The following is a 20,591-nucleotide window of genomic DNA, read 5'->3' as shown; positions in this document are numbered from 1 at the left end:
TTACATTCCCATTGGACCGCTACGGCGACGGTTATTACCACTATTTGCAGAAGCTGCAGAGTTTTCTGAACTATCAGCAATCACAACTTGGTCACCTTGTTTTAATCCGGCAAGTACTTGTGCGTTTACACGGTTGTTAATACCCACCAAAATTTGCGTTGGTTTAGTCGTACCATCTGCTTGTAAAATACGAACGACACTCAGCGTTGCTTTGCCTTGTTCAATAAGTTGTTTTTGTTCAGGAGTTAAATTTAAGCGTTCTAAACGAGCACCATTACCTTCATGTTTTCGCTCTGCTCTTGGTGTAGAGCTTGCTTTGTCAGCTGACTGACCAGGTTTTCTTTGACCAGAAAATTGTTTACTACTTAAAGCAGAAGATGGAACCAATAAGGCATTTTTTGCTGAATCTAATACGATATAAACTTGAGCAGTCATATCAATACGCAATTTGCCATCTGTATTTGGAACGTCAAATAAAGCATTGTAGTAAACAGCTGAACTGCTAGTTGAACTTGTTGTACTGTTTGATTCACTCGAAATTGAATCTGGAGCTGGCTCAATCTGGCGTAATGTCGCATAACGCTTGCTGTCATCGCCTAGAGTAGTGAAGTAGACCTGTTGGCCTTTTTCTACTCGCATAATATCGGCTTCACTCACCTGCGCTTTAATCGTCATATTTTGCAGTTTTGCAATTTTAACGATTGTAGGAGCACTTTGGTTCGCGTTTACGGTTTGACCTTCTTCGGTCACAATCGCAACAACCGTACCATCAGTTGGTGCAACAATACGTGTATAGCCAATATTTGTTTGTGCTGTTGAACGCGTAACTTTTGCAGACTCAATTTGTGCATCTAATGCTTTAACTTGTGCCTGAGCAGTTTTATAAGCAGCTTCAGCTGACTCTAAATCTGCACGAGGTGTTGCATCTTGAGCATACATTTGTTGCTGACGACGATACTCAAGTTGTTTTTCATTTAAAGATGCCACTTGTTGAAGGCGCTGTGCTTCTAAGTTTTTAATATTGGCATCGGATGTTTTCAAACTGTTCTCTTGGGTAGTCGAGTCAATTTGTGCAATGAGTTGACCTTGTTTGACCTGATCGCCAAGCTGTACATACATCTTTTTAACCTGACCAGATACCTGAGCACCGACACTAATCAGTTTGGTTGCATCAAGCGTACCGGTTGCAAGTACATTATTCTCAATATCTCCGCGAGTTACCTCAGCTGTAATATATTGAGGTTGCTGTTGTTTAGGCTTTAAAAACTTCCAAGCTAATACAGCAATAACGGCTATACAGACGACAATAATAACGAGTTTAATTGGCTTTATTTTTGGCATGGCGAGAGGTCAGAAAGTCTAAAATTTTAATTAGTATAAGAGTCAATTGAGGATAAAACGTGAATTTTTATGATATTTCAATCAAGCAGGCAAAGGATTTGACTGCTCTATTGTATAAATAATGTTTTCCCACACAACTCGGCAATTGCCTGTTGCATCAAATGTTCGGCATTTTCATTAGACATGCCTTTAATTGCCGCATCGATTTGCAAGAGTAGAGTAGACCAGCCTAAAAACTGCTGTGGATTGAGTCTTCTTAACGCTTGCTGATATAAGCTAACTTTTGTTTTCCAAATACCGAGCTGCAATGCATTATGCGGTTGTTCGAACAACTGCATGAGTAAACGCATTTCTTTACTTAATGTCCATAAAATTAGGCTTTCAGGTTCACCAGAACCAATTAAATACTGGAAAATCTTAATCGACTGCGCGAGATTACCTTCTAATAAAGCATCGCTTAAGTCGTAAGTGGTGTAACGGGACTGATCTTGTAGACATGCATATAGCTGTTCAATTTGAATCAACTTTTGGTCTGGGAAAGTATCTCGTACACGCATCAAGCTATTTTTAGCGGCGAGTAAATTGTGCTCGTGATGCTGCATGAGCCACTGCCAAGCGTCATTGTCGAGTTGAATTTCGAGCTTCTCTGCTTCAGCAGTTAAAATTCTTTGACGGTCTTGCGGATAGTTGGCAGTCAAAGCAACAACAACGCCGTTTGCTTCGACAACTTGGAAAAAAGCAGACTTTAAACTGCTACTGTCTTGTTTAGGTAAAACAATTAATAGTAGGTTAGTTTCATTATGTTGAATATAGCTTTTAAGCTGTTTTAGACCATTTGCATCGGGCTTGATATTGCCATGAACTTCAATCGCAAGTTGCTGCGAAAATAAAGACAAGCTGTTCAGTGCATTAAAAACATTTTTCCAGTCACTCACGCTACTAATATCATAGCGCTGTCTTTCAATGTCTTGTTGCTGCCAGCTTTTGCGGAAAGTATCTAATAAGTTTTGTTCAAGTAATGGTTCCTGTCCATGCAGAATCCACGCACCCCGAGCTTCCGGAATGCGTTTAAGGGCTTGTAAATAGTCAAGTTTCATTACTTAAGAACAAATAAATCTTATGGTTGAGCTTTTGGTAAGCGGTTTGCTGAAATTTGACGAGTAATTTGCTGTGCAATGTCATCAATCACAATACGTTGTAAGTAACCTTCTTGCTGGTTCTCAGTGTTAACCGTTGCTAAGTCGTATTGATAACTACGAGATGCAGTTAAAGTACGCGGCTCGGTAATTTTATTACCTTGACGGTCTTCAATTTGGAAAGTCACAGTCAAGCGTAATAACACTTCTGTAAGCTTACCATTTAGAAGTTGACGACGCGGTGTGTACTCTAAAACATGAAGAACATACGCATCATTGTCATTGCTGAACTGAACGCCATTTGCAGCTAAATACACTTTTAATTGTGTTTCTAGGTCATCGGTTTTTGCCGGTAACTCAAGGCTTAACTTTTTATAAACAAGTGGAGTCGCAGTCGGGTTAGTTCCTTTTAAATGGAAACCACACCCGACTAAGCCTGCACTAAGGCCTAAGGTTAAAACAACAGCGGCTAAACGTTGGGCTAAGTGCATGCTTGATCCTCTCATTAATACCTGTAATTAAACCACGAGGTTAACCAATTTGTTTGGAACCACAATTTCTTTTTTGGTTGGTCCTGTTAAGAACTGTTGCACTTCTGGTAATGCTTTAGCTTGAGCTAATAATTCATCTTTAGAAATATCAACAGAAACTTCAAGTTTACCGCGAAGTTTACCATTTACTTGTACAACAATCGTTTGGGTATTACGTGTTAACGCAGAAGCATCAACTTCTGGGAAGATCGCTGCTGTTAAGTCCGTACCAAACTGAGCCAATAAAGTTTGGCTTAAATGCGGTGCAAATGGCGCAAGTAAAGTTAATAATGTTGTGATTGCTTCACGTTCTACAGCAATGTCATTGTCATCTTTTGCTTCAAACTTGTTGCTTGCGTTTAACAATTCCATCAATGCAGCAATTGCAGTGTTGAATGCATGACGACGTTCAATATCATCACTTACTTTTTGAATCGTTTCGTGAGTCTTACGACGTAAATCTTGAGCATCTTTAGACAAGTTCGCTGTATCGATTGCAGTTGCAGCGTTTCCTTTTTCAAGGAAGCTTGCTACAAGACGCCATACACGTTTCAAGAAACGGTTAGCACCTTCAACACCTGCATCAGACCATTCTAAAGATTGATCTGGTGGAGCAGCAAACATCATAAATACACGTGCTGTATCTGCGCCGTATTGATCAATAATGGCTTGTGGGTCAATACCGTTATTTTTCGACTTAGACATTTTTTCTTGTCCGCCGATAATCACTTCTTGACCGTCACCTGAATATTTTGCAGAAATGATGCGACCTTTCTCATCACGTTCTAATTCGATGTCAGCAGGGTTGAACCAAGTTTTCTTACCATTTTCTGCTTCACGATAGAATGTATCTGCAAGCACCATGCCTTGAGTTAACAAGTTAGTAAATGGTTCATTACCTTGTACAACGCCTTCATCACGCATTAATTTGTGGAAGAAACGTGCATAAAGTAAGTGAAGAATCGCGTGTTCAACACCACCAATATATTGGTTTACAGGAAGCCAGTTTTGAGCTGCTTCAGGTTTAACCATACCGCCAGTGAAGTCTGGAGACGCATAGCGTGCGTAGTACCAAGATGACTCTACGAATGTATCCAATGTATCTGTTTCACGGCGTGCATCGCCACCACAGCAAGGACATTTCGTTTCATAGAATTCAGGCATTTTATTAAGCGGGTTACCTGAACCATCTGGAACAACGTCAGTTGGTAATACAACCGGGAGTTGGTCTTCTGGAACTGTGACTTGACCACAAGTATCACAGTTAATCATTGGAATTGGACAACCCCAGTAACGTTGACGAGAAACACCCCAGTCACGTAAACGGAATTGAACTTTAGAGTTTGCTAAACCTTGTGGTTCTAATTTCGCAAGGAATGCATCAAACGCAGCTTGGAATTCTAAACCGTCAAACTCGCCAGAGTTAACAAGTTTACCTTCTTTAGAACCGTACCATTCTTGCCACTCAGTTGCAGAGTAGTCTGCATCGTCAGCGCCTTTAGCATCAATTACTTGTTTAATTGGTAAGTTGAACTTGTTCGCAAATTCAAAGTCACGTTCGTCATGTGCTGGTACAGCCATCACTGCGCCAGAACCATAAGACATTAATACGTAGTTTGCGATCCAGACAGGAAGGTCTTCACCAGTGACAGGATGTTTTACAAACAAGCCTGTTGCCATGCCTTTTTTCTCGGCTGTTGCCAAGTCAGCTTCTGCAACTGAACCCATGCGGCATTCTTCGATAAATGCAGCCAATTCAGGGTTGTTTTCAGCAGCTTTAAGCGCAAGAGGGTGTTCTGCTGCAACAGCAACATATGTCACGCCCATAAGCGTGTCAGCACGTGTTGTATAAACAGTTAGGCCGTCAGCATAAATTTCGGTATTGGCAGATGGGAAAGTAATTTCCATACCAGTAGAGCGACCAATCCAGTTACGTTGCATGGTCAACACTTGTTGAGGCCAGCCGTCTTGTAAAGTGTCTAGGTCATCTAATAATTCTTGTGCATAGTCCGTAATACGGAAGTAGTACATTGGAATATCGCGTTTTTCAACCAATGCACCAGAACGCCAACCACGGCCATTTTCAACTTGTTCGTTTGCCAAAACTGTTTGGTCAACTGGATCCCAGTTCACTGTTGAAAGTTTACGGTAGATCAAACCTTTTTTATAAAGTTGAACGAACAACCATTGTTCCCAGTGATAGTACTCTGGTGTACACGTTGCAAATTCACGGTCCCAATCTACAGATAGACCTAATTTTTTTAATTGGTCACGCATATAAGCGATGTTTTCAAATGTCCATTTTGCCGGAGCAACTTTATGGGCAATTGCAGCGTTTTCCGCAGGTAAGCCAAACGCATCCCAACCCATAGGTTGTAATACGGTTTCGCCTTTTAAACGGTAGAAACGGCTAATTACGTCGCCAATTGTATAGTTACGCACATGACCCATGTGCAGTTTGCCACTTGGGTAAGGGAACATTGACAGGATGTAACGATGTTTACCTTCGACAGTGTCGGCAACTTTAAAGACTTTACGATTTTCCCAATCTTGTTGGACGGATGGTTCAATCGTGTTTGCTTGATATTCTGGGTCAATGTGAGAAATAGTCATAGACGTAAGCTATACAACGAAAATTGAAATGAAAGATTGCTGCACAGCATAGCGCAAAATACAGGAAAATGTCAGTTTTTAGATCACGATTTTATCTTTTAATATGAGCTATAAAAATTTCCCAACTCATTCTTCTTTATTTTAAATCCAAGAAGAGTGGTGAAAGTATTCACCACCCTCATTTTACTTATCGTGGTGCTGAAGCGGATGGGGCAGGTGGTGCAGGTGGAACTGCTGCTGCGGGTGCAGTTTTTTCCTGCACGGCATTAGGTGTTGCTGGTACGGTCTTATCTGTTTTATCTTGAGCCGGTTGTTCAGGGCTTGGTGTCGAATTTTTTACAGATGGCTGAGTGCCATAAGTCGAAACTTTGTTCAAATGTTTCGCGCCTTTAGGCGGTGGTGTGGTGGTGTAATGTGTCGAACCACTTTGGTCTACCCATTTATAATATTGCTCTGCCTGACTTTGAGTTGAGCAAACTAAAATTGCTGTTGCCGCTGCTGTATACAGGCTTGTTTTTAAATAAGATAAATTCATATTAGATGTTCCCCAAAAAATACTGACTATATTTAAATAAAGTTCAAAAATAAGCAATTTAGAATGCAGGGTTTTATATAAAAAAGAGTGATTTTTTAATAAAAATGGAGAGGGAATGAACAAATATTCGGCTCAATATTAGCTTAAAAAAACAGCAGCTAAAAAATTTTATGGAAAAACCATTTCTTTATTCTTGACTTTGTATATAGAAACAACAAAAATGCTTTCTCTAGTTTTATATGTATTTACTCGATCACCCTTCGAATAAATATCATGTTTTGTAATAGACATTCTCTCTAGCCGAGAGATTGATTTTACTAAAGTATGTATATCCAGACATGCTTTATTAATGTTAAAACAGCTTATACGGCTGAAAACAGAAATTTTTCTATTGCGACGAAAACTAGACAATATGTGTGCTATAACAGTGCAGACAATTCAATGAATGAAACACTATTTGTGCCTTCCATAAATAGTGATAAAAATTTTAGGGTGAATCACGTTGGAACTTTTATCTGGTGGTGAAATGCTCGTTCGTGCTCTTGCGGACGAAGGCGTTGAACATGTTTTTGGTTATCCAGGCGGCGCTGTATTACATATTTATGATGCGCTATTTCAACAAGACAAAATCAATCATTACCTCGTGCGCCATGAGCAAGCTGCTGGTCATATGGCAGATGCATACTCGCGTGCTACAGGTAAGACTGGCGTAGTACTGGTCACTTCTGGCCCAGGCGCAACCAATACAGTAACTCCAATTGCAACAGCTTATATGGACTCAATCCCAATGGTGATTTTGTCTGGCCAGGTTGCATCACATCTTATTGGTGAAGACGCTTTCCAGGAAACTGACATGGTTGGTATTTCACGTCCTATCGTGAAACACAGCTTTCAGGTCCGTCACGCGAGTGAAATCCCTGCAATTATTAAAAAAGCATTCTATATCGCTTCAAGTGGGCGCCCTGGTCCGGTTGTAGTCGATATTCCTAAAGATGCGACGAACCCTGCAGAAAAGTTTGCATACGAATATCCTGAAAAAGTGAAGATGCGTTCATATCAACCGCCTTCACGTGGCCACTCTGGTCAAATTCGTAAAGCAATTGATGAGTTACTTACTGCAAAACGTCCTGTTATTTATACAGGTGGTGGTGTCGTTCAAGGGAATGCTTCTGCTTTATTAACTGAACTTGCGCATCGTCTTGGTTATCCGGTAACTAACACACTTATGGGGTTAGGCGGATTCCCGGGTGATGACCCTCAGTTTATTGGCATGCTGGGTATGCATGGTACATATGAAGCCAACATGGCAATGCACAATGCAGACGTAATTTTGGCAATTGGTGCGCGTTTTGATGACCGCGTAACAAATAACCCTGCCAAGTTCTGCCCGAATTCAAAAGTGATTCATGTCGATATCGATCCTGCGACCATTTCAAAAACGATTATGGCGCACATTCCTATCGTTGGTGCAGTAGAGCCTGTTCTTCAAGAAATGTTGGCACAGTTAAAACAGTTAAATGTGTCTAAACCAAATCCTGAAGCAATTGAGGCTTGGTGGTCTCAAATTAATGAATGGCGCAAAGTTCATGGTTTGAAATATGAAAACCTATCTGATGGCACCATGAAGCCACAGCAGGTTGTTGAAGCTTTATATAAAGTGACCAATGGTGATGCCATCATTACTTCTGACGTTGGTCAACATCAGATGTTTGGTGCACTTTATTATAAGTACAAACGTCCTCGCCAATGGATCAACTCTGGTGGTCTTGGCACCATGGGTGTTGGTTTACCTTATGCAATGGCTGCGAAGCTGGCTTTCCCAGATCAGCAAGTTGTTTGTATTACGGGTGAAGCTTCAATTCAGATGTGTATTCAGGAACTTTCAACCTGTAAACAATATGGCTTGAACGTAAAAATCTTGTGCTTGAATAACCGTGCATTAGGTATGGTTAAGCAATGGCAAGATATGAACTATGAAGGTCGTCATTCAAGCTCTTATGTTGAATCATTACCTGACTTTGCCAAGTTAATGGAAGCTTATGGTCATGTAGGCATTCAAATTGATCATGCCGATGAACTTGAGTCGAAGCTTGCAGAAGCAATGGCAATTAATGATAAATGCGTATTTATCAACGTTATGGTTGACCGCACAGAACACGTTTATCCAATGTTGATTGCGGGTCAGTCTATGAAGGACATGTGGTTAGGTAAAGGGGAGCGTACATAATGAGACACATTATTTCTGTACTCGTTGAAAACGAAGCTGGTGCGCTTTCTCGCCTTGTTGGTTTATTTAGCCAACGTGGATATAACATTGAAACACTTAATGTTGCACCAACCGAAGATCCGACATTATCGCGTCTGACTTTAACGACTTATGGCGATGACCATAAAATCGAACAAATTACGAAACAGCTCAACAAACTTGTTGAGGTGGTAAAAGTAGTTGATTTATCAGAAGGTGCACACATCGAACGTGAACTCATGCTAATTAAAGTAAAAGCATTAGGAGCTTCACGTGCCGAAATTAAGCGCACTGCGGATATTTTCCGTGCGCAAATCGTAGATGTGACACCAACGACCTATACCATTCAAATAGCAGGGACAACTGAAAAATTAGATGGTTTTATCGATGCACTTGCAGAAAACACCATTCTAGAAGTCGTTCGTTCAGGGGTATCTGGTATCGCCCGTGGCGAAAAAGTTTTAGCCATTTAATTTTTTAAAAAGTATTTTAGCGGAGAACACAAATGCAAATTTTTTACGATAAAGACTGTGACTTATCAATCATCCAAGGCAAGAAAGTAGCGATTATTGGTTACGGTTCTCAAGGTCATGCACATGCACTTAACCTTAAAGACTCAGGCGTGGACGTAACTGTAGGTTTACGTGCAGATTCAGCTTCTTGGAAGAAAGCTGAAAATGCTGGTCTTAAAGTTGCTGAAGTTCCAGCAGCAGTTAAGCAAGCTGACCTCGTAATGATTTTGACTCCAGATGAATTCCAATCACAACTTTACCGTGATGTGATTGAGCCAAACATCAAAGAAGGCGCGACTTTAGCATTTGCTCATGGTTTCTCTGTTCTATATAACCAAGTTGTTCCACGTAAAGACTTAGACGTAATCATGGTTGCGCCTAAAGCTCCTGGTCACACAGTACGTTCAGAATTCCAACGTGGTTCAGGTGTTCCTGACCTAATTGCAATTCACCAAGATGCTTCTGGTAATGCACGTAACGTTGCGCTTTCTTACGCTTCTGGCGTAGGTGGTGGCCGTACAGGTATTATCGAAACTTCATTCCGTGAAGAAACTGAAACTGACTTATTCGGTGAGCAAGCAGTTCTTTGTGGTGGTGCAGTTGAACTTGTTAAAATGGGCTACGAAACTTTGGTTGAAGCTGGTTATGCACCAGAAATGGCTTATTTCGAATGCTTACACGAACTTAAGTTAATCGTTGACTTGATGTTCGAAGGCGGTATCGCTGACATGAACTACTCAGTTTCTAACAACGCTGAGTACGGTGAATACGTAACTGGTCCTGAAGTAATTAACGAACAATCTCGTGAAGCAATGCGTAATGCATTAAAACGTATTCAATCTGGTGAATACGCGAAGATGTTCATTCAAGAAGGTGCGTTGAACTACCCATCTATGACAGCTCGTCGCCGTCAAAATGCTGCACACGGTATTGAGGTAACTGGTAACAAGTTACGTGCGATGATGCCTTGGATTCAAGCGAACAAAATCGTAGACAAAGAGAAAAACTAATACTCTTTTCTATTGTTTTAAAAAAACCCTGCTAAATGCAGGGTTTTTTATTTTAATTGTTCTAAATTGAGCTTAAAAAAACATCATTAAGGTCAATTGACCTAGACTTAAGAAATTCTATATTTTTCATATAATTGGATGCTTAATTTTTGGTTACTTTATTGATTTCTAAAGTAAAAAATGCTTGACCAAATGTTAGATAATGTTATTGTTTATAACTGACTAAAAAAGTCGAATTTACTAATTTTCTTTAACGTGTTTAATTGTATTTTGTGCAATGAATTGAACAAAATAAAAAAAAGTATTGAATAATCATGGAAGTCCAGTATGGGTCATGTTGATTACGATAGCACATTGATCGTCGGCTCTTTTATTGCGGCTGGCGTTATCTGCTATATTGTGATTTCCATGGAGCAGTTAATATTTAAGCAAGCTTATAAAAAAGTTGAACCGCTTATTTTATTACTGAATGGTTTATTGCTCGCAGCAGCCATTAGTATTGTCCATATCGTAGGCATGCAGGCTTACCATTTATTTGAAACAGCCTACTCTAATATTTCTTTAGTAGTACTTTCTTTTGGAATTAGTGCTGTACTTTCATGTATCTCAATTTGGCTCACTACTCGCTTTACACTACCATTATTTAGGTTGGTTTTAAGTTCAGTCATTATGGGAATTGGTATTTCCGCTTCGTACTATGTAAGTATGTTGGGCTGGAATATTGATATTTATAAGAAAGATTACACGTCATTTCTCATTTTATTTTCTGTCTTAATTGCCATGAGTGGGTCGGGTTTAGCTTTCTTGCTAGCCTATAAATTAAAAGAGAGCGAACGTAATCGGGTGAGTTTAAAACTCGCTTTTGCAGTCATGATGACCTTAAGCATTATGGGTATGCACTATACAGCACTCATTGCGACCAATATTACCGATAAATTTGTGAGCCAATATCAGGCTGAACATGACTTGCTGCTGTTTACCATTATTTTGGTCACTTGTTTGGTGCTGGTCGCGAGTTTTATTGTTGCAGTGCTGGAGCAGCGACTAAATCAACGAAATTTAGAACTACGTAAAGCCAATAAAGAACTCGCCAATCTCTCCATTCAAGATAACTTAACTAAGCTACCAAACAGACTTTATTTAGTTGATTACGCAGAAGTTCTTCTTTCAGACCATCGTTATAAAGACCAAAAAATTGCTTTTCTCTATATCGATTTAGATCGGTTTAAATCGGTAAATGATGCGTTTGGACACCACATTGGTGATCAACTGCTTATACAAATGGCCAATCGCTTACATTGGCAACTCAATGAAAAATGTAAGTTGCTTCGAATTGGTGGGGATGAGTTTTTATTAATAGCTGAAAATACTGATATCGATGGAGCAGTGCATTTAGCAGAAAAAGTATTGCAGCTTATTCAAGAAAGTTACCAAATTTCTGGTAAAGAAATTAATATTTCGGCAAGCCTTGGTATCGCACTGTTTCCAGAACATGGGCAGAATGTTCAAGACCTGCTGATGAATGCCGACGCTGCGATGCTCATGTCAAAAGAGCAGGGCCGCAATACTTACACCGTCTTTAGTTATTCTACCCATCAACAAGAAACAAGAAGTCAGTCAAAACTGATCAATGATTTATATAAAGCAGTCGATGAAAAACAATTTGTTCTCTATTACCAACCGAAGTTTAATACCAACCTTGAGATTTGCGGGGTAGAGGCACTCATTCGTTGGAACCACCCAACTTTGGGTATGCTCACGCCACATATGTTTATTGGCGGTGCAGAAAAGACGGGTTTAATTATTCCAATGGGATATTGGGCTCTTGAGCAAGCCTGTCAGCAAATTCAGGAATGGGAACGCAGCAACACTCAGTTTTATCCAATTGCAGTTAATTTATCGGCCTTACAGTTTGAAAATAAAAAGCTCTTTAGTACCCTCGAAGGCTTGTTAAAAAAATACCAAATTCAGCCGCATCACCTTATTGTTGAAATTACCGAATCCACAGCTATGCGGCATATCGACTTAAGCATTCGTGCTTGTGAACGATTGCGAGATATGGGTATTCGTGTGGCAATTGATGACTTTGGAACAGGCCACTCAAGCTTCTTATATTTAAAAGATTTACCAGTCGATGAACTTAAAATTGACCGTGGTTTTATTGTCGATTTAAAACCGGGCTCAAAAGAAGAAGTTATTTTAGAAAGTATTATTCACTTGGCGAAAAAGCTAGGTTTAACCGTAACAGCCGAAGGGGTGGAGACTCAGCAGCAAGTCGAAATTTTAACGCGTTTAGGTTGTCAGCAGTTCCAAGGTTACTTGTTGGGTATGCCTGTAAATGTAGGGCAACTGATTCAGTCACAAGGCGCTCATTTTGTTTAATCTAAACTTTGGGTTAAATTAAAAAATACTGGTTTATATAATATCTAAAATAATAATTTAGTTAATCTAATGAAAAACAATAAGAAATTTAAAATCTTGGCATAAATTCCACATTGACACTTTAAAACTCTCAGATTATGCTTTGCCTGCTGGCCTACATTGCCAGGTGGTTTTGACAGACCACATACGACCGCATCAGAGTTTTCCCTTCTGAGGGATAGTTCTGTGTGTAAGCTCCTCGTCTCCTCCCGTAGCGGTAGGACGGGAGAGGGACACCTTCGGGTGTGCTGGCGTCGTACCAGTCTGTCAACCCTCTTTCGTTCAGCCACCATAATTCTAAATTAATGCTTTGGCAGAACTCCAAATATAAGGAGTTGGCTATGCATACTATTTTTATACCACCAGATTAGTCTTTAACAGGGTTTGATTACTTTTGAGTTTTCAGACTTTAGTTCGTCACGACTAAAAAATCATATGAACAATAAAACTTGAGATGCGTTAGGGCCATCTTTGGGGCCTTTGCATGCTTTTTTTGCCTAAAGCAAAAGTTGCAGCCGTTTTCTCTCATTTAGACACAACAAGAAATTATTTTATAACGGTACATATATGCCATATTCAGATCTCTCATTTCGCGCGTTAAGTGCGTTGCATAAGTGTCGCTACCTTTTTAGTCAACATGGCTTTCACAACGTCGGCGTCGACCGCCTTGTGAGAGAGGCAGAGGTCCCGAAAGCCTCATTTTATAACTATTTCCACTCTAAACAGCGGTTGGTTGAAATGTGCCTAAACTTTCAAAAAGATGCCTTAAAAGAGCAAGTACACTCAATCATTTACATACAAAAAGATTTAGCCTTACGTGAAAAGCTCAAGAAGATTTTCTTTTTACATGCCAATTTAAATGGCAACTATTACTTATTATTTAGAGCTATTTTTGAAATTGAAAAAATCTACCCGACAGCTTATCAAGTGGTGGTGCAGTATAGGCATTGGCTCATTAACGAAATCTGTAATTTGCTTTTAACCCTAAAGAAAGAAGCCACCCAACAAGATGCTTATATGTTTTTGTTTGTCATGGATGGGGCGATTATGCAATTACTCGATGTAAACAGGGGAGATACACGAGATATGTTACTGGTGTATATTTTAAAGAGTATATTTATGAGTGATTAATTAATTTAAATAAATACTTTTTTAATCTTATAGTTTTATTAATCAATATTTTTAAATATTGAGATTATTTAAAAAAAGCCGTTATGTGTTTAAACATATCGGCTTAATTTATAAGATTAACAAGAAGCAATAAGCCTAATTGAATAAGAGAGTTTTAAAAAAAACCTATCAATCGTTAAAAAAGATTTGTTAATGCAGTTTACAAAAAATAACTTAAAGTTATTTAAGCGGCTGCATAACTTTGTCTTGTTTCAAGCTCAATCAGCTTATTTATATAAGACCATGTTTCTTCAGCGTTAATTTCAGGCTTATTAATGGTGCCATCAATAATAAGCCCATCTATAATGTTAAGAAAAAGACTACTTAAGACTTTAGGGTCTTCAATTTCTAAATCTAAAAATATAGACATCACTAAATTGAAAATCCAGTGTCTATATTCATTTACTTGAGTTTTTATAGATGGATACATCTGTAAAACTTCTATAGTCGCTTTCTTAAATAAGCAACCATTAAAATCTTCAGTGTTAATCCAGTCCATATACCAGTTAAAAACACTTTTAAGTTTGTTTAACGGGTCATGGGTACTATTAACCTTTTCTAATAGGGAGGCTTGAACCTCTACAATTCTTCGTTGAAGACACTCTTCAATTAAAACTTCCTTAGAAGAGAAGTACTTATAGAAAGTCATTTTTGCAACATTGGACTCAGCAATAATTTTATCTACCCCAATAGAGGTATAACTTTTCTGATTAAAAAGGGTCATTGCTGTTGTTATAATCGTTTCTCTTTTTGACATTGGTTGCCCCGTCATAGATATTTTTTGATTAACTTTGCTATTGTAAAGTATGAAAGCTTAAATAAAACTTATTTTATGATATTTAAAAAACCATATTTATTCAATAGTTTGGTATATTTTAAAAGATAACAATATATGTATTTTATTGGCAATAGTTTACTTTTTTAAATAATATTAATTAATCCATTGATTTGTTGAGATAATGAACATAATATCGATTCGTTAAGTATGGGTATACGGAATTTATCCTTTTAGCGACTGAGTGCGAAATGGAAATAGAGGGATGGCCCTTAGCTTAACTATAAGAAAAACTTTTTATAGAGAATGATTATGTCAAAAAAATTTGAAGACTTTGATAATCCAAGACAAAAAGCATTACAAGGTATGAAAAACAGTATTTCTGCCCAACAGTGGGAAGAAAACTTACAGTTTCTCAAACATTTAAGGAATAGAATTGCACATTTGCCAGTAAGTCATCATCCAGCCATTGAAATATTAAATAACGGTTATCTTGATAAACAAACCTTGACACGTATTCATTTAGAATACCGTCATGCCATCGTACAAATTTTTACTGATGCTTTGTTAAAAGCACAGTTTCTCACAAAGCAATTGGAACCAAAGCTTCACTCGGGCGCTAAAATGTTTCCACGGGTGTTATTAAGCTTAAATATATTGGATGAATTCGGTTTTAGACCGGGTTTAGGTAAAGATAATTATTATTTAGGGAACCCTGAATATGCACATTATCCATTATATGAAGACTTATTAAATGACTATGGTTTGACTGAGGCTGACCGTCGTAATTATAAACCTTCAAAAATTGCAGATCAGGTGAGAACATTCTTAGAAGATTCTTATGATAGCTATATCAATGTCGTGGCTTTATTGGCTGTGGCAGAAGAAGAAGTCATTCTGTTTAGTCCACCATTACGACAAGCAACCAAGTTTATAAATATTGATGTTGAGGGTGGTGGTTATTACCACGTACATGGCGTTTCAACAGATGAAACGGCAGAAGCTGCCGATGATGACCATCAAGATGACTTGTGGTTTGCATTAGCACAAGCCATTACCAAAGATGATTATGAAAGCTTGACCAAAGTATGTCTTGAGTATTGTGCATTGTGGACTGAGTTTTGGGACGCACAAATTGCCGATATTCAATTTATTGAAGAAAAGAAACTGGCATAAGCGTCTAAGTTTATTCATAAAAAGCCTGTTTATATTGAACAGGCTTTTTTAATGGTGAAAGCCATGAGTTCTTTAGGGTTTCAACAAGTGAAATGCTAGAGCATTAAGAATGCCAATAACAGTCTTAGGAGCATTATTTATTGCAGGGAAATATTCTTATGATGTATTTGATCCATATCTTTTAGTTCAGCTAATGGTGTGAACTACTACCTTATTATAGCCAATATGTGAACCAATCACACATTTTGATGGAAAAAACAACGATTAGATAATATTTTTTTACTTCCTCATCTTATTAGTTTTTTAGATAGAAAATAGTGACATTAATTGTCACATTTTATAGGAAAACATTCTTTTTCCCTAAGACTACTAAGGAAAGTTTTACCATTTGGTAAGTAAAAAATGTCACCAATTTAAAAAAGCCAATAAAAATATTTATAAAACTTATTATTTACTCCTGTTTAAACTCATATTCAAAAATATGCATCTATTGACACTATAATAATAAAACCTTTAACCTTAATTAAATATTTACTGGTTGGTTTTAAATCTTCTAAATAATATGGAGGTTTATTTTGGGTTGTATAATATGATTTTACAACGCTATAAAATAGTTTTCGGTGGAACAATAGGGGCTGGAAAAACGTCGGCAATTAAAAGCTTATCCGATATTCCAGTTTTATCCACTGAAGCTTTAAATACGGATCATCAAACACATAATAAATTACTCACTACTGTGGGAATTGATTATGGAGAGGTGATATTAGAAGATAATACAATTGTTGGTTTATATGGGACTCCTGGACAAGAGCGTTTTAATTTCATGTGGGAAATTATTTGTCAGGGGGCACTAGGTGTTATTATCTTAATTGACCATTCAAATCCTGATCGTCTAAACCATTTAAAATATTATATTGATGCTTTTAAAAAATATGATGTTCATATGGTTATTGGTATTACGCATCTTGATCAGGATTCGAATCTACAATTAAAAATCTATCGTGATTATATGAAAATATACGAACATCATTATCCATTATATGCTGTTGATGCTCGTATAAAAAATGATATTTTGCTATTAACTGAAACATTGATTACCAATATTGAAGTTAATTAAATTATCTTCTAGAGGTTAATTATGGAATCAATGACTGTTATAGACAATCAAACAGACGAATTTAAACAATTTTCAAAGAATGTTGTTTCTGCACTACTGCATCAAACAAAGCATATAAACCTTTGTATGCTCTGTACTACTGATGGATTTGAGATTACCACTGCAAGTAAAAAAAATTGGAGTAATACTGGAAAAATTGCGGCGGTGAGTAGTTCTATCATGGCACTTATTTCAGCATTTATCTCTGAAATTCATTTAGTAAATTGTCAAACAATTACTTTAGATACAGAAACAGGAAAAGCTTTTCTGAGTATTGTCCCTCATGACAAGTTTCCTTCAGTACTTGTTGTGATTACAGATAAAAATGTTCTCCTTGGTGAAATCCTGCATGAACTTAAAAAAGTAATTGCACATTTACATCAGTATTAAAATTTTATTTATGTGAAATCATCATTTTTATATGAAAAATACTCTCTACCTCACGATTTTTGGTTTAAATTCTGATACCTCAGATCAACTAAAATCAGCGATCCAAAATGCTTTTCCTCAGGGAACCCTTTTGGAATGGACAACTTTGGCTCATCCTGAGTTAGATTTTATTTTCATCAATGATGCTTTCTTCCATTCTCAGATTATTCAGAATATTATTTCTACACATAAACATATTAAATATCTAAGATTAGTAAATTCTCCTGAAAAATCAGGAATGATTAATAATGGTATACTCTACTATCCATTTTTAAAATCCAATGATTTATTATCTTGGTTAGTTGATAAAAAAAATTATCAGATTACTTTAAACCATGAAGCAACCTTATCTTTTGATGAAATATTTACAGAAAGAAATGGTTTTATTCGCCTATATGATCATATAGGTAATATTGCAATTATTGATGCGCGTACTGAACGTGTTTTTGTTGATCCTGAACGAGACCATATTATTTTTAATCATCAAATTAAACAAAGCTATGCTAAAAGTTCTCTAGTTAATGAACTCTTAAAATCTTTTGTTTTATTTGATTTGAAAGTTTGGTTATGGCAGGTTCTTTATCAGTCTACTGAGATTTTAGAGTTATCTAATATTCAAGATAAACAATGTTATATTCTTAATGAATGGCCTCAAGTTAATGGTTTTTCAAATAGAAAAAAATTATTAAAAATATCAGCCTTTTTCTCAAAAGGTGCAGAGGTTGAATATGTTGTTCAAAATTCTGAATATACTTCAACACAAGTTAAAAAATTTATTTTAATGACACAGTTATTGAGAATGAGTGAAAGCATACCTTCTGCCCAAGCTAAATTTAAAATAGAAACTGTTCAAACTTATCAAAACTCTTCGGGGGTATTCTCAAGTTTTCTAGGAAAGTTAAGAAGAAAACTTGGAATATAAAAGATGTTAATACATCTATTATTTGGCATTTTGCCTTTTTATACAATTGGAGTAATTTATGGCACGTTTAGAGCTTGATAAACTATCAGCTATTGATGGTTTTGTTGCTGGGGCATTAGTTGATAGTGAAAGTGGTTTAGCATTATCGACTGTGGGGAATGGTCTTGATATTGAACTTGCAGCAGCAGGAAATACAGAAGTTTATCGTGCTAAGCAAAAAGTAGCTAAAACGTTAAATCTAAATGACAATATCGAAGACATTCTCATTACTTTAGACAAACAATATCATTTACTTCGTCCATTAAGTGATAATCCAGCATTATTCTTATATATTGTTTTAGAACGTAGTAAAGCAAACCTTGCAATGTCACGACATGAACTACGTGCTTTTGAAAAAGAATTAGATTTTTCTTAATTCAAAAAAGCATTAGTTTAAAATTGTAAAACAAAAGAATGAACATGTTTAACAAACTGTTCATTCTTTATGAAAAAATTATGCATTCAATTTTACAAATTATTTCCCCTTTATTTAGATACTGATATCTTTCTTCTTCGTAGTCTTGTTTCAAAACAACTGAATGGTCTTTTTTGTTAAAAGATTAGAATGAAATCTCTATGCCCAATTTGTTTGTAGGTAAAATCAGTAAATAGCCCTTGCAGCAACATTATTTCTTATCTTAATTCTCAATCCCTCTGATTTGATGCAATAAGTTGCTTTTGTTTTAGCGTTATCAGTATGTGATAACTGTTTTTCCATCCATCTATACCGCTCAATTCATTTAAATATGTTGACGCAGTAGCTCTGAACCAGAAGAGAAGTTTCATAGACTTTAATGTGAAAAATTCTAGAAGTCGTGAACATAATCTACTTAGTAGTGACTTCTAGTTTTGAAATATGTGGACAACTCCAGACTTGTCCACAAAGTCGATGAAACACTTTATAAATCTGCTACAATTACGCCAATTTTTTATTTTGATCGACTTTAGATCTTCGGCACTGCAATCTCCGCAGTAGGTGTATTTCATGAGTTTTAAAGATGAGTTAGCGGCACAGGTCGCTCAACGACGCACATTTGCTATTATTTCCCACCCCGATGCCGGTAAAACCACCATGACAGAAAAACTGTTGTTATGGGGTAAAGCGATTCAGGTTGCAGGGATGGTAAAAAGCCGTAAATCTGACCGTGCAGCTACATCTGACTGGATGGAAATGGAAAAAGAACGTGGTATTTCGATTACCACGTCTGTTATGCAGTTCCCATATAAAGGTCACACGATTAACTTACTCGATACACCGGGGCACGAAGACTTCTCGGAAGATACGTATCGTACGCTTACCGCGGTTGACTCTGCACTTATGGTGATTGACGGTGCAAAAGGTGTCGAAGAACGTACCATCAAATTGATGGAAGTGTGTCGTATGCGTGACACACCAATTATTTCTTTCGTTAACAAAATGGACCGCGAAATTCGTGAACCACTTGAGTTGTTAGACGAAATTGAAAACGTTTTAAATATTCGTTGTGTACCGATTACATGGCCACTTGGTATGGGTCGTGACTTTGCTGGTGTATACAATATTCTTGAAAATAAATTGTATGTGTACAAAGCAGGTTTTGGTTCAACCATTACCGATATTGAAGTGCGTGATGGTTATGATCATGCCGATATTCGTGACAAAGTAGGCGAGTTGGCTTGGGCTTCTTTTGAAGAGTCGCTTGAGCTAGTACAAATGGCAAATGAGCCATTAGACCGCGAGCTTTTCTTACAAGGTAAACAAACGCCTGTTCTATTTGGTACAGCATTAGGTAACTTTGGTGTCGACCACGTTCTAGATGCATTTATGAACTGGGCACCTGAACCTAAAGCTCACCCAACGCAAGAGCGTGTGGTTGAAGCGAAAGAAGAAGGTTTCTCTGGTTTTGTATTTAAAATTCAAGCCAACATGGACCCTAAACACCGTGACCGTATTGCCTTCATGCGTATTTGTTCTGGTAAGTACGAGAAAGGCTTGAAAATGAATCACGTGCGTATTGGTAAAGAAGTCCGCATTAGTGATGCGTTGACTTTCTTGGCTGGTGAGCGTGAGCATTTAGAAGAAGCATGGCCGGGCGATATTATTGGTTTGCACAACCACGGTACAATCCAGATTGGTGATACTTTCACTAGCGGTGAAAACCTGCACTTCACTGGTATTCCACACTTCGCGCCAGAAATGTTCCGTCGTGTACGTTTGAAAGATCCATTAAAGTCAAAACAGTTGCAAAAAGGTTTGAAAGAGTTGTCTGAAGAAGGTGCAACTCAGGTGTTTATGCCACAAATTAGCAATGATTTGATTGTGGGTGCAGTTGGTGTGCTTCAGTTTGACGTTGTTGCTTATCGTTTGAAAGAAGAATATAAAGTTGACTGTGTTTACGAGCCAGTAAGTGTAAATACGGTGCGTTGGATTCATTGTGATGATGACAAGATTCTTAATGAGTTCAAGAAAAAAGCACACGACCAGCTTTCAATTGATGGTGGCGGTCACTTAACGTATCTTGCTCCAAGCCGAGTAAACTTGCAGATTATGCAAGAACGTTGGCCTGATATTCAGTTCCGTAACACACGTGAACACTAAGCA

At 37.5% G+C, this 20,591-nt stretch carries 17 protein-coding genes; 11 read left to right on the top strand and 6 right to left on the bottom strand.

Going from position 1 to position 20,591, the window contains the following annotated elements:
* The 5 genes from ACH8JV_RS03180 to ACH8JV_RS03160 all read right to left on the bottom strand — a co-directional run bounded on the left by ACH8JV_RS03180 (position 1) and on the right by ACH8JV_RS03160 (position 6,155).
* A complete protein-coding gene (locus ACH8JV_RS03180) occupies positions 1-1,341 on the bottom strand; it encodes a MacA family efflux pump subunit (protein ID WP_311069577.1) in 1,341 nt (446 codons plus the stop codon).
* Between the two features lie 107 nt (positions 1,342-1,448).
* Positions 1,449-2,438: a DNA polymerase III subunit delta gene (holA, locus tag ACH8JV_RS03175; protein WP_019458091.1), complete on the bottom strand. Its 990-nt coding sequence runs from the start codon at positions 2,436-2,438 to the stop codon at positions 1,449-1,451.
* 20 nt (positions 2,439-2,458) lie between these two features.
* Positions 2,459-2,968 carry an LPS assembly lipoprotein LptE gene (gene lptE / locus ACH8JV_RS03170; RefSeq protein ID WP_134262251.1) on the bottom strand — a complete coding sequence of 170 codons (510 nt, stop codon included), beginning with the start codon at positions 2,966-2,968 and terminating at the stop codon, positions 2,459-2,461.
* 27 nt (positions 2,969-2,995) lie between these two features.
* Positions 2,996-5,620: a leucine--tRNA ligase gene (gene leuS, locus ACH8JV_RS03165; RefSeq protein WP_343568630.1), complete on the bottom strand. Its 2,625-nt coding sequence runs from the start codon at positions 5,618-5,620 to the stop codon at positions 2,996-2,998.
* Between the two features lie 187 nt (positions 5,621-5,807).
* Positions 5,808-6,155 carry a DUF4124 domain-containing protein gene (locus ACH8JV_RS03160; protein ID WP_396519691.1) on the bottom strand — a complete coding sequence of 116 codons (348 nt, stop codon included), beginning with the start codon at positions 6,153-6,155 and terminating at the stop codon, positions 5,808-5,810.
* Positions 6,156-6,657: 502 nt separating this feature from the next.
* Here ACH8JV_RS03160 and ACH8JV_RS03155 point away from each other — a divergent pair.
* From ACH8JV_RS03155 to ACH8JV_RS03135, 5 genes are all read left to right on the top strand, one after another.
* Complete coding sequence (locus ACH8JV_RS03155; RefSeq protein WP_263612922.1) at positions 6,658-8,382, top strand: acetolactate synthase 3 large subunit; 1,725 nt, start codon at positions 6,658-6,660, stop codon at positions 8,380-8,382.
* On the top strand, positions 8,382-8,873 hold the full coding sequence (gene ilvN / locus ACH8JV_RS03150; protein WP_170247650.1) for an acetolactate synthase small subunit: 492 nt from the start codon (positions 8,382-8,384) through the stop codon (positions 8,871-8,873). Before ACH8JV_RS03155 ends, ilvN begins: the two co-directional genes overlap by 1 nt.
* 32 nt (positions 8,874-8,905) lie before the next feature.
* On the top strand, positions 8,906-9,922 hold the full coding sequence (gene ilvC, locus ACH8JV_RS03145) for a ketol-acid reductoisomerase (RefSeq protein ID WP_263612923.1): 1,017 nt from the start codon (positions 8,906-8,908) through the stop codon (positions 9,920-9,922).
* A gap of 327 nt (positions 9,923-10,249) precedes the next feature.
* Positions 10,250-12,304: an EAL domain-containing protein gene (locus ACH8JV_RS03140; RefSeq protein WP_396462486.1), complete on the top strand. Its 2,055-nt coding sequence runs from the start codon at positions 10,250-10,252 to the stop codon at positions 12,302-12,304.
* A gap of 606 nt (positions 12,305-12,910) precedes the next feature.
* Positions 12,911-13,474, top strand: a complete 564-nt coding sequence (locus ACH8JV_RS03135) for a TetR/AcrR family transcriptional regulator (RefSeq protein ID WP_396519689.1) — start codon at positions 12,911-12,913, stop codon at positions 13,472-13,474.
* A 223-nt stretch (positions 13,475-13,697) separates the two neighbouring features.
* Here the strand turns inward: ACH8JV_RS03135 and ACH8JV_RS03130 are convergent, their stop codons facing one another.
* Positions 13,698-14,270 carry a TetR/AcrR family transcriptional regulator gene (locus tag ACH8JV_RS03130; protein WP_396519687.1) on the bottom strand — a complete coding sequence of 191 codons (573 nt, stop codon included), beginning with the start codon at positions 14,268-14,270 and terminating at the stop codon, positions 13,698-13,700.
* A gap of 330 nt (positions 14,271-14,600) precedes the next feature.
* Between ACH8JV_RS03130 and ACH8JV_RS03125 the strand changes: the two genes are divergently transcribed.
* The 6 genes from ACH8JV_RS03125 (at position 14,601) to ACH8JV_RS03100 (ending at position 20,588) form a co-directional block, all read left to right on the top strand.
* Positions 14,601-15,464, top strand: coding sequence for a hypothetical protein (locus ACH8JV_RS03125; RefSeq protein ID WP_396519685.1), 864 nt, complete (start codon positions 14,601-14,603; stop codon positions 15,462-15,464).
* Between the two features lie 589 nt (positions 15,465-16,053).
* The gene (locus tag ACH8JV_RS03120; RefSeq protein ID WP_396519683.1) at positions 16,054-16,581 is read left to right on the top strand and encodes a GTP-binding protein; all 528 of its coding nucleotides are present in this window, start codon (positions 16,054-16,056) and stop codon (positions 16,579-16,581) included.
* 30 nt (positions 16,582-16,611) lie between these two features.
* Positions 16,612-17,010, top strand: a complete 399-nt coding sequence (locus tag ACH8JV_RS03115) for a roadblock/LC7 domain-containing protein (protein ID WP_396464321.1) — start codon at positions 16,612-16,614, stop codon at positions 17,008-17,010.
* A 31-nt stretch (positions 17,011-17,041) separates the two neighbouring features.
* Positions 17,042-17,971: a hypothetical protein gene (locus tag ACH8JV_RS03110; RefSeq protein ID WP_396519681.1), complete on the top strand. Its 930-nt coding sequence runs from the start codon at positions 17,042-17,044 to the stop codon at positions 17,969-17,971.
* Positions 17,972-18,029: 58 nt separating this feature from the next.
* Positions 18,030-18,386 carry a roadblock/LC7 domain-containing protein gene (locus ACH8JV_RS03105; protein ID WP_396464159.1) on the top strand — a complete coding sequence of 119 codons (357 nt, stop codon included), beginning with the start codon at positions 18,030-18,032 and terminating at the stop codon, positions 18,384-18,386.
* 609 nt (positions 18,387-18,995) lie between these two features.
* A complete protein-coding gene (locus tag ACH8JV_RS03100) occupies positions 18,996-20,588 on the top strand; it encodes a peptide chain release factor 3 (RefSeq protein WP_263612928.1) in 1,593 nt (530 codons plus the stop codon).
* Positions 20,589-20,591 lie beyond the last annotated feature (3 nt).

Origin of the sequence: Acinetobacter sp. ABJ_C5_2, from assembly GCF_044538485.1 — a bacterium.
In the GTDB taxonomy this organism is placed as follows: Bacteria; Pseudomonadota; Gammaproteobacteria; order Pseudomonadales; family Moraxellaceae; genus Acinetobacter; species Acinetobacter nosocomialis_A.
This window is presented reverse-complemented; position numbering and strand designations above follow the sequence as displayed.

Excerpts from the sequence above, each read along its gene's own strand:
- ACH8JV_RS03180 (WP_311069577.1), bottom strand. The coding sequence starts at position 1,341 with ATGCCAAAAATAAAGCCAATTAAACTCGTTATTATTGTCGTCTGTATA.
- holA (WP_019458091.1), bottom strand. The coding sequence starts at position 2,438 with ATGAAACTTGACTATTTACAAGCCCTTAAACGCATTCCGGAAGCTCGG.
- lptE (WP_134262251.1), bottom strand. The coding sequence starts at position 2,968 with ATGCACTTAGCCCAACGTTTAGCCGCTGTTGTTTTAACCTTAGGCCTT.
- leuS (WP_343568630.1), bottom strand. The coding sequence starts at position 5,620 with ATGACTATTTCTCACATTGACCCAGAATATCAAGCAAACACGATTGAA.
- ACH8JV_RS03160 (WP_396519691.1), bottom strand. The coding sequence starts at position 6,155 with ATGAATTTATCTTATTTAAAAACAAGCCTGTATACAGCAGCGGCAACA.
- ilvN (WP_170247650.1), top strand. The coding sequence starts at position 8,382 with ATGAGACACATTATTTCTGTACTCGTTGAAAACGAAGCTGGTGCGCTT.
- ilvC (WP_263612923.1), top strand. The coding sequence starts at position 8,906 with ATGCAAATTTTTTACGATAAAGACTGTGACTTATCAATCATCCAAGGC.
- ACH8JV_RS03140 (WP_396462486.1), top strand. The coding sequence starts at position 10,250 with ATGGGTCATGTTGATTACGATAGCACATTGATCGTCGGCTCTTTTATT.
- ACH8JV_RS03135 (WP_396519689.1), top strand. The coding sequence starts at position 12,911 with ATGCCATATTCAGATCTCTCATTTCGCGCGTTAAGTGCGTTGCATAAG.
- ACH8JV_RS03130 (WP_396519687.1), bottom strand. The coding sequence starts at position 14,270 with ATGTCAAAAAGAGAAACGATTATAACAACAGCAATGACCCTTTTTAAT.
- ACH8JV_RS03125 (WP_396519685.1), top strand. The coding sequence starts at position 14,601 with ATGTCAAAAAAATTTGAAGACTTTGATAATCCAAGACAAAAAGCATTA.
- ACH8JV_RS03120 (WP_396519683.1), top strand. The coding sequence starts at position 16,054 with ATGATTTTACAACGCTATAAAATAGTTTTCGGTGGAACAATAGGGGCT.
- ACH8JV_RS03115 (WP_396464321.1), top strand. The coding sequence starts at position 16,612 with ATGACTGTTATAGACAATCAAACAGACGAATTTAAACAATTTTCAAAG.
- ACH8JV_RS03110 (WP_396519681.1), top strand. The coding sequence starts at position 17,042 with ATGAAAAATACTCTCTACCTCACGATTTTTGGTTTAAATTCTGATACC.
- ACH8JV_RS03105 (WP_396464159.1), top strand. The coding sequence starts at position 18,030 with ATGGCACGTTTAGAGCTTGATAAACTATCAGCTATTGATGGTTTTGTT.
- ACH8JV_RS03100 (WP_263612928.1), top strand. The coding sequence starts at position 18,996 with ATGAGTTTTAAAGATGAGTTAGCGGCACAGGTCGCTCAACGACGCACA.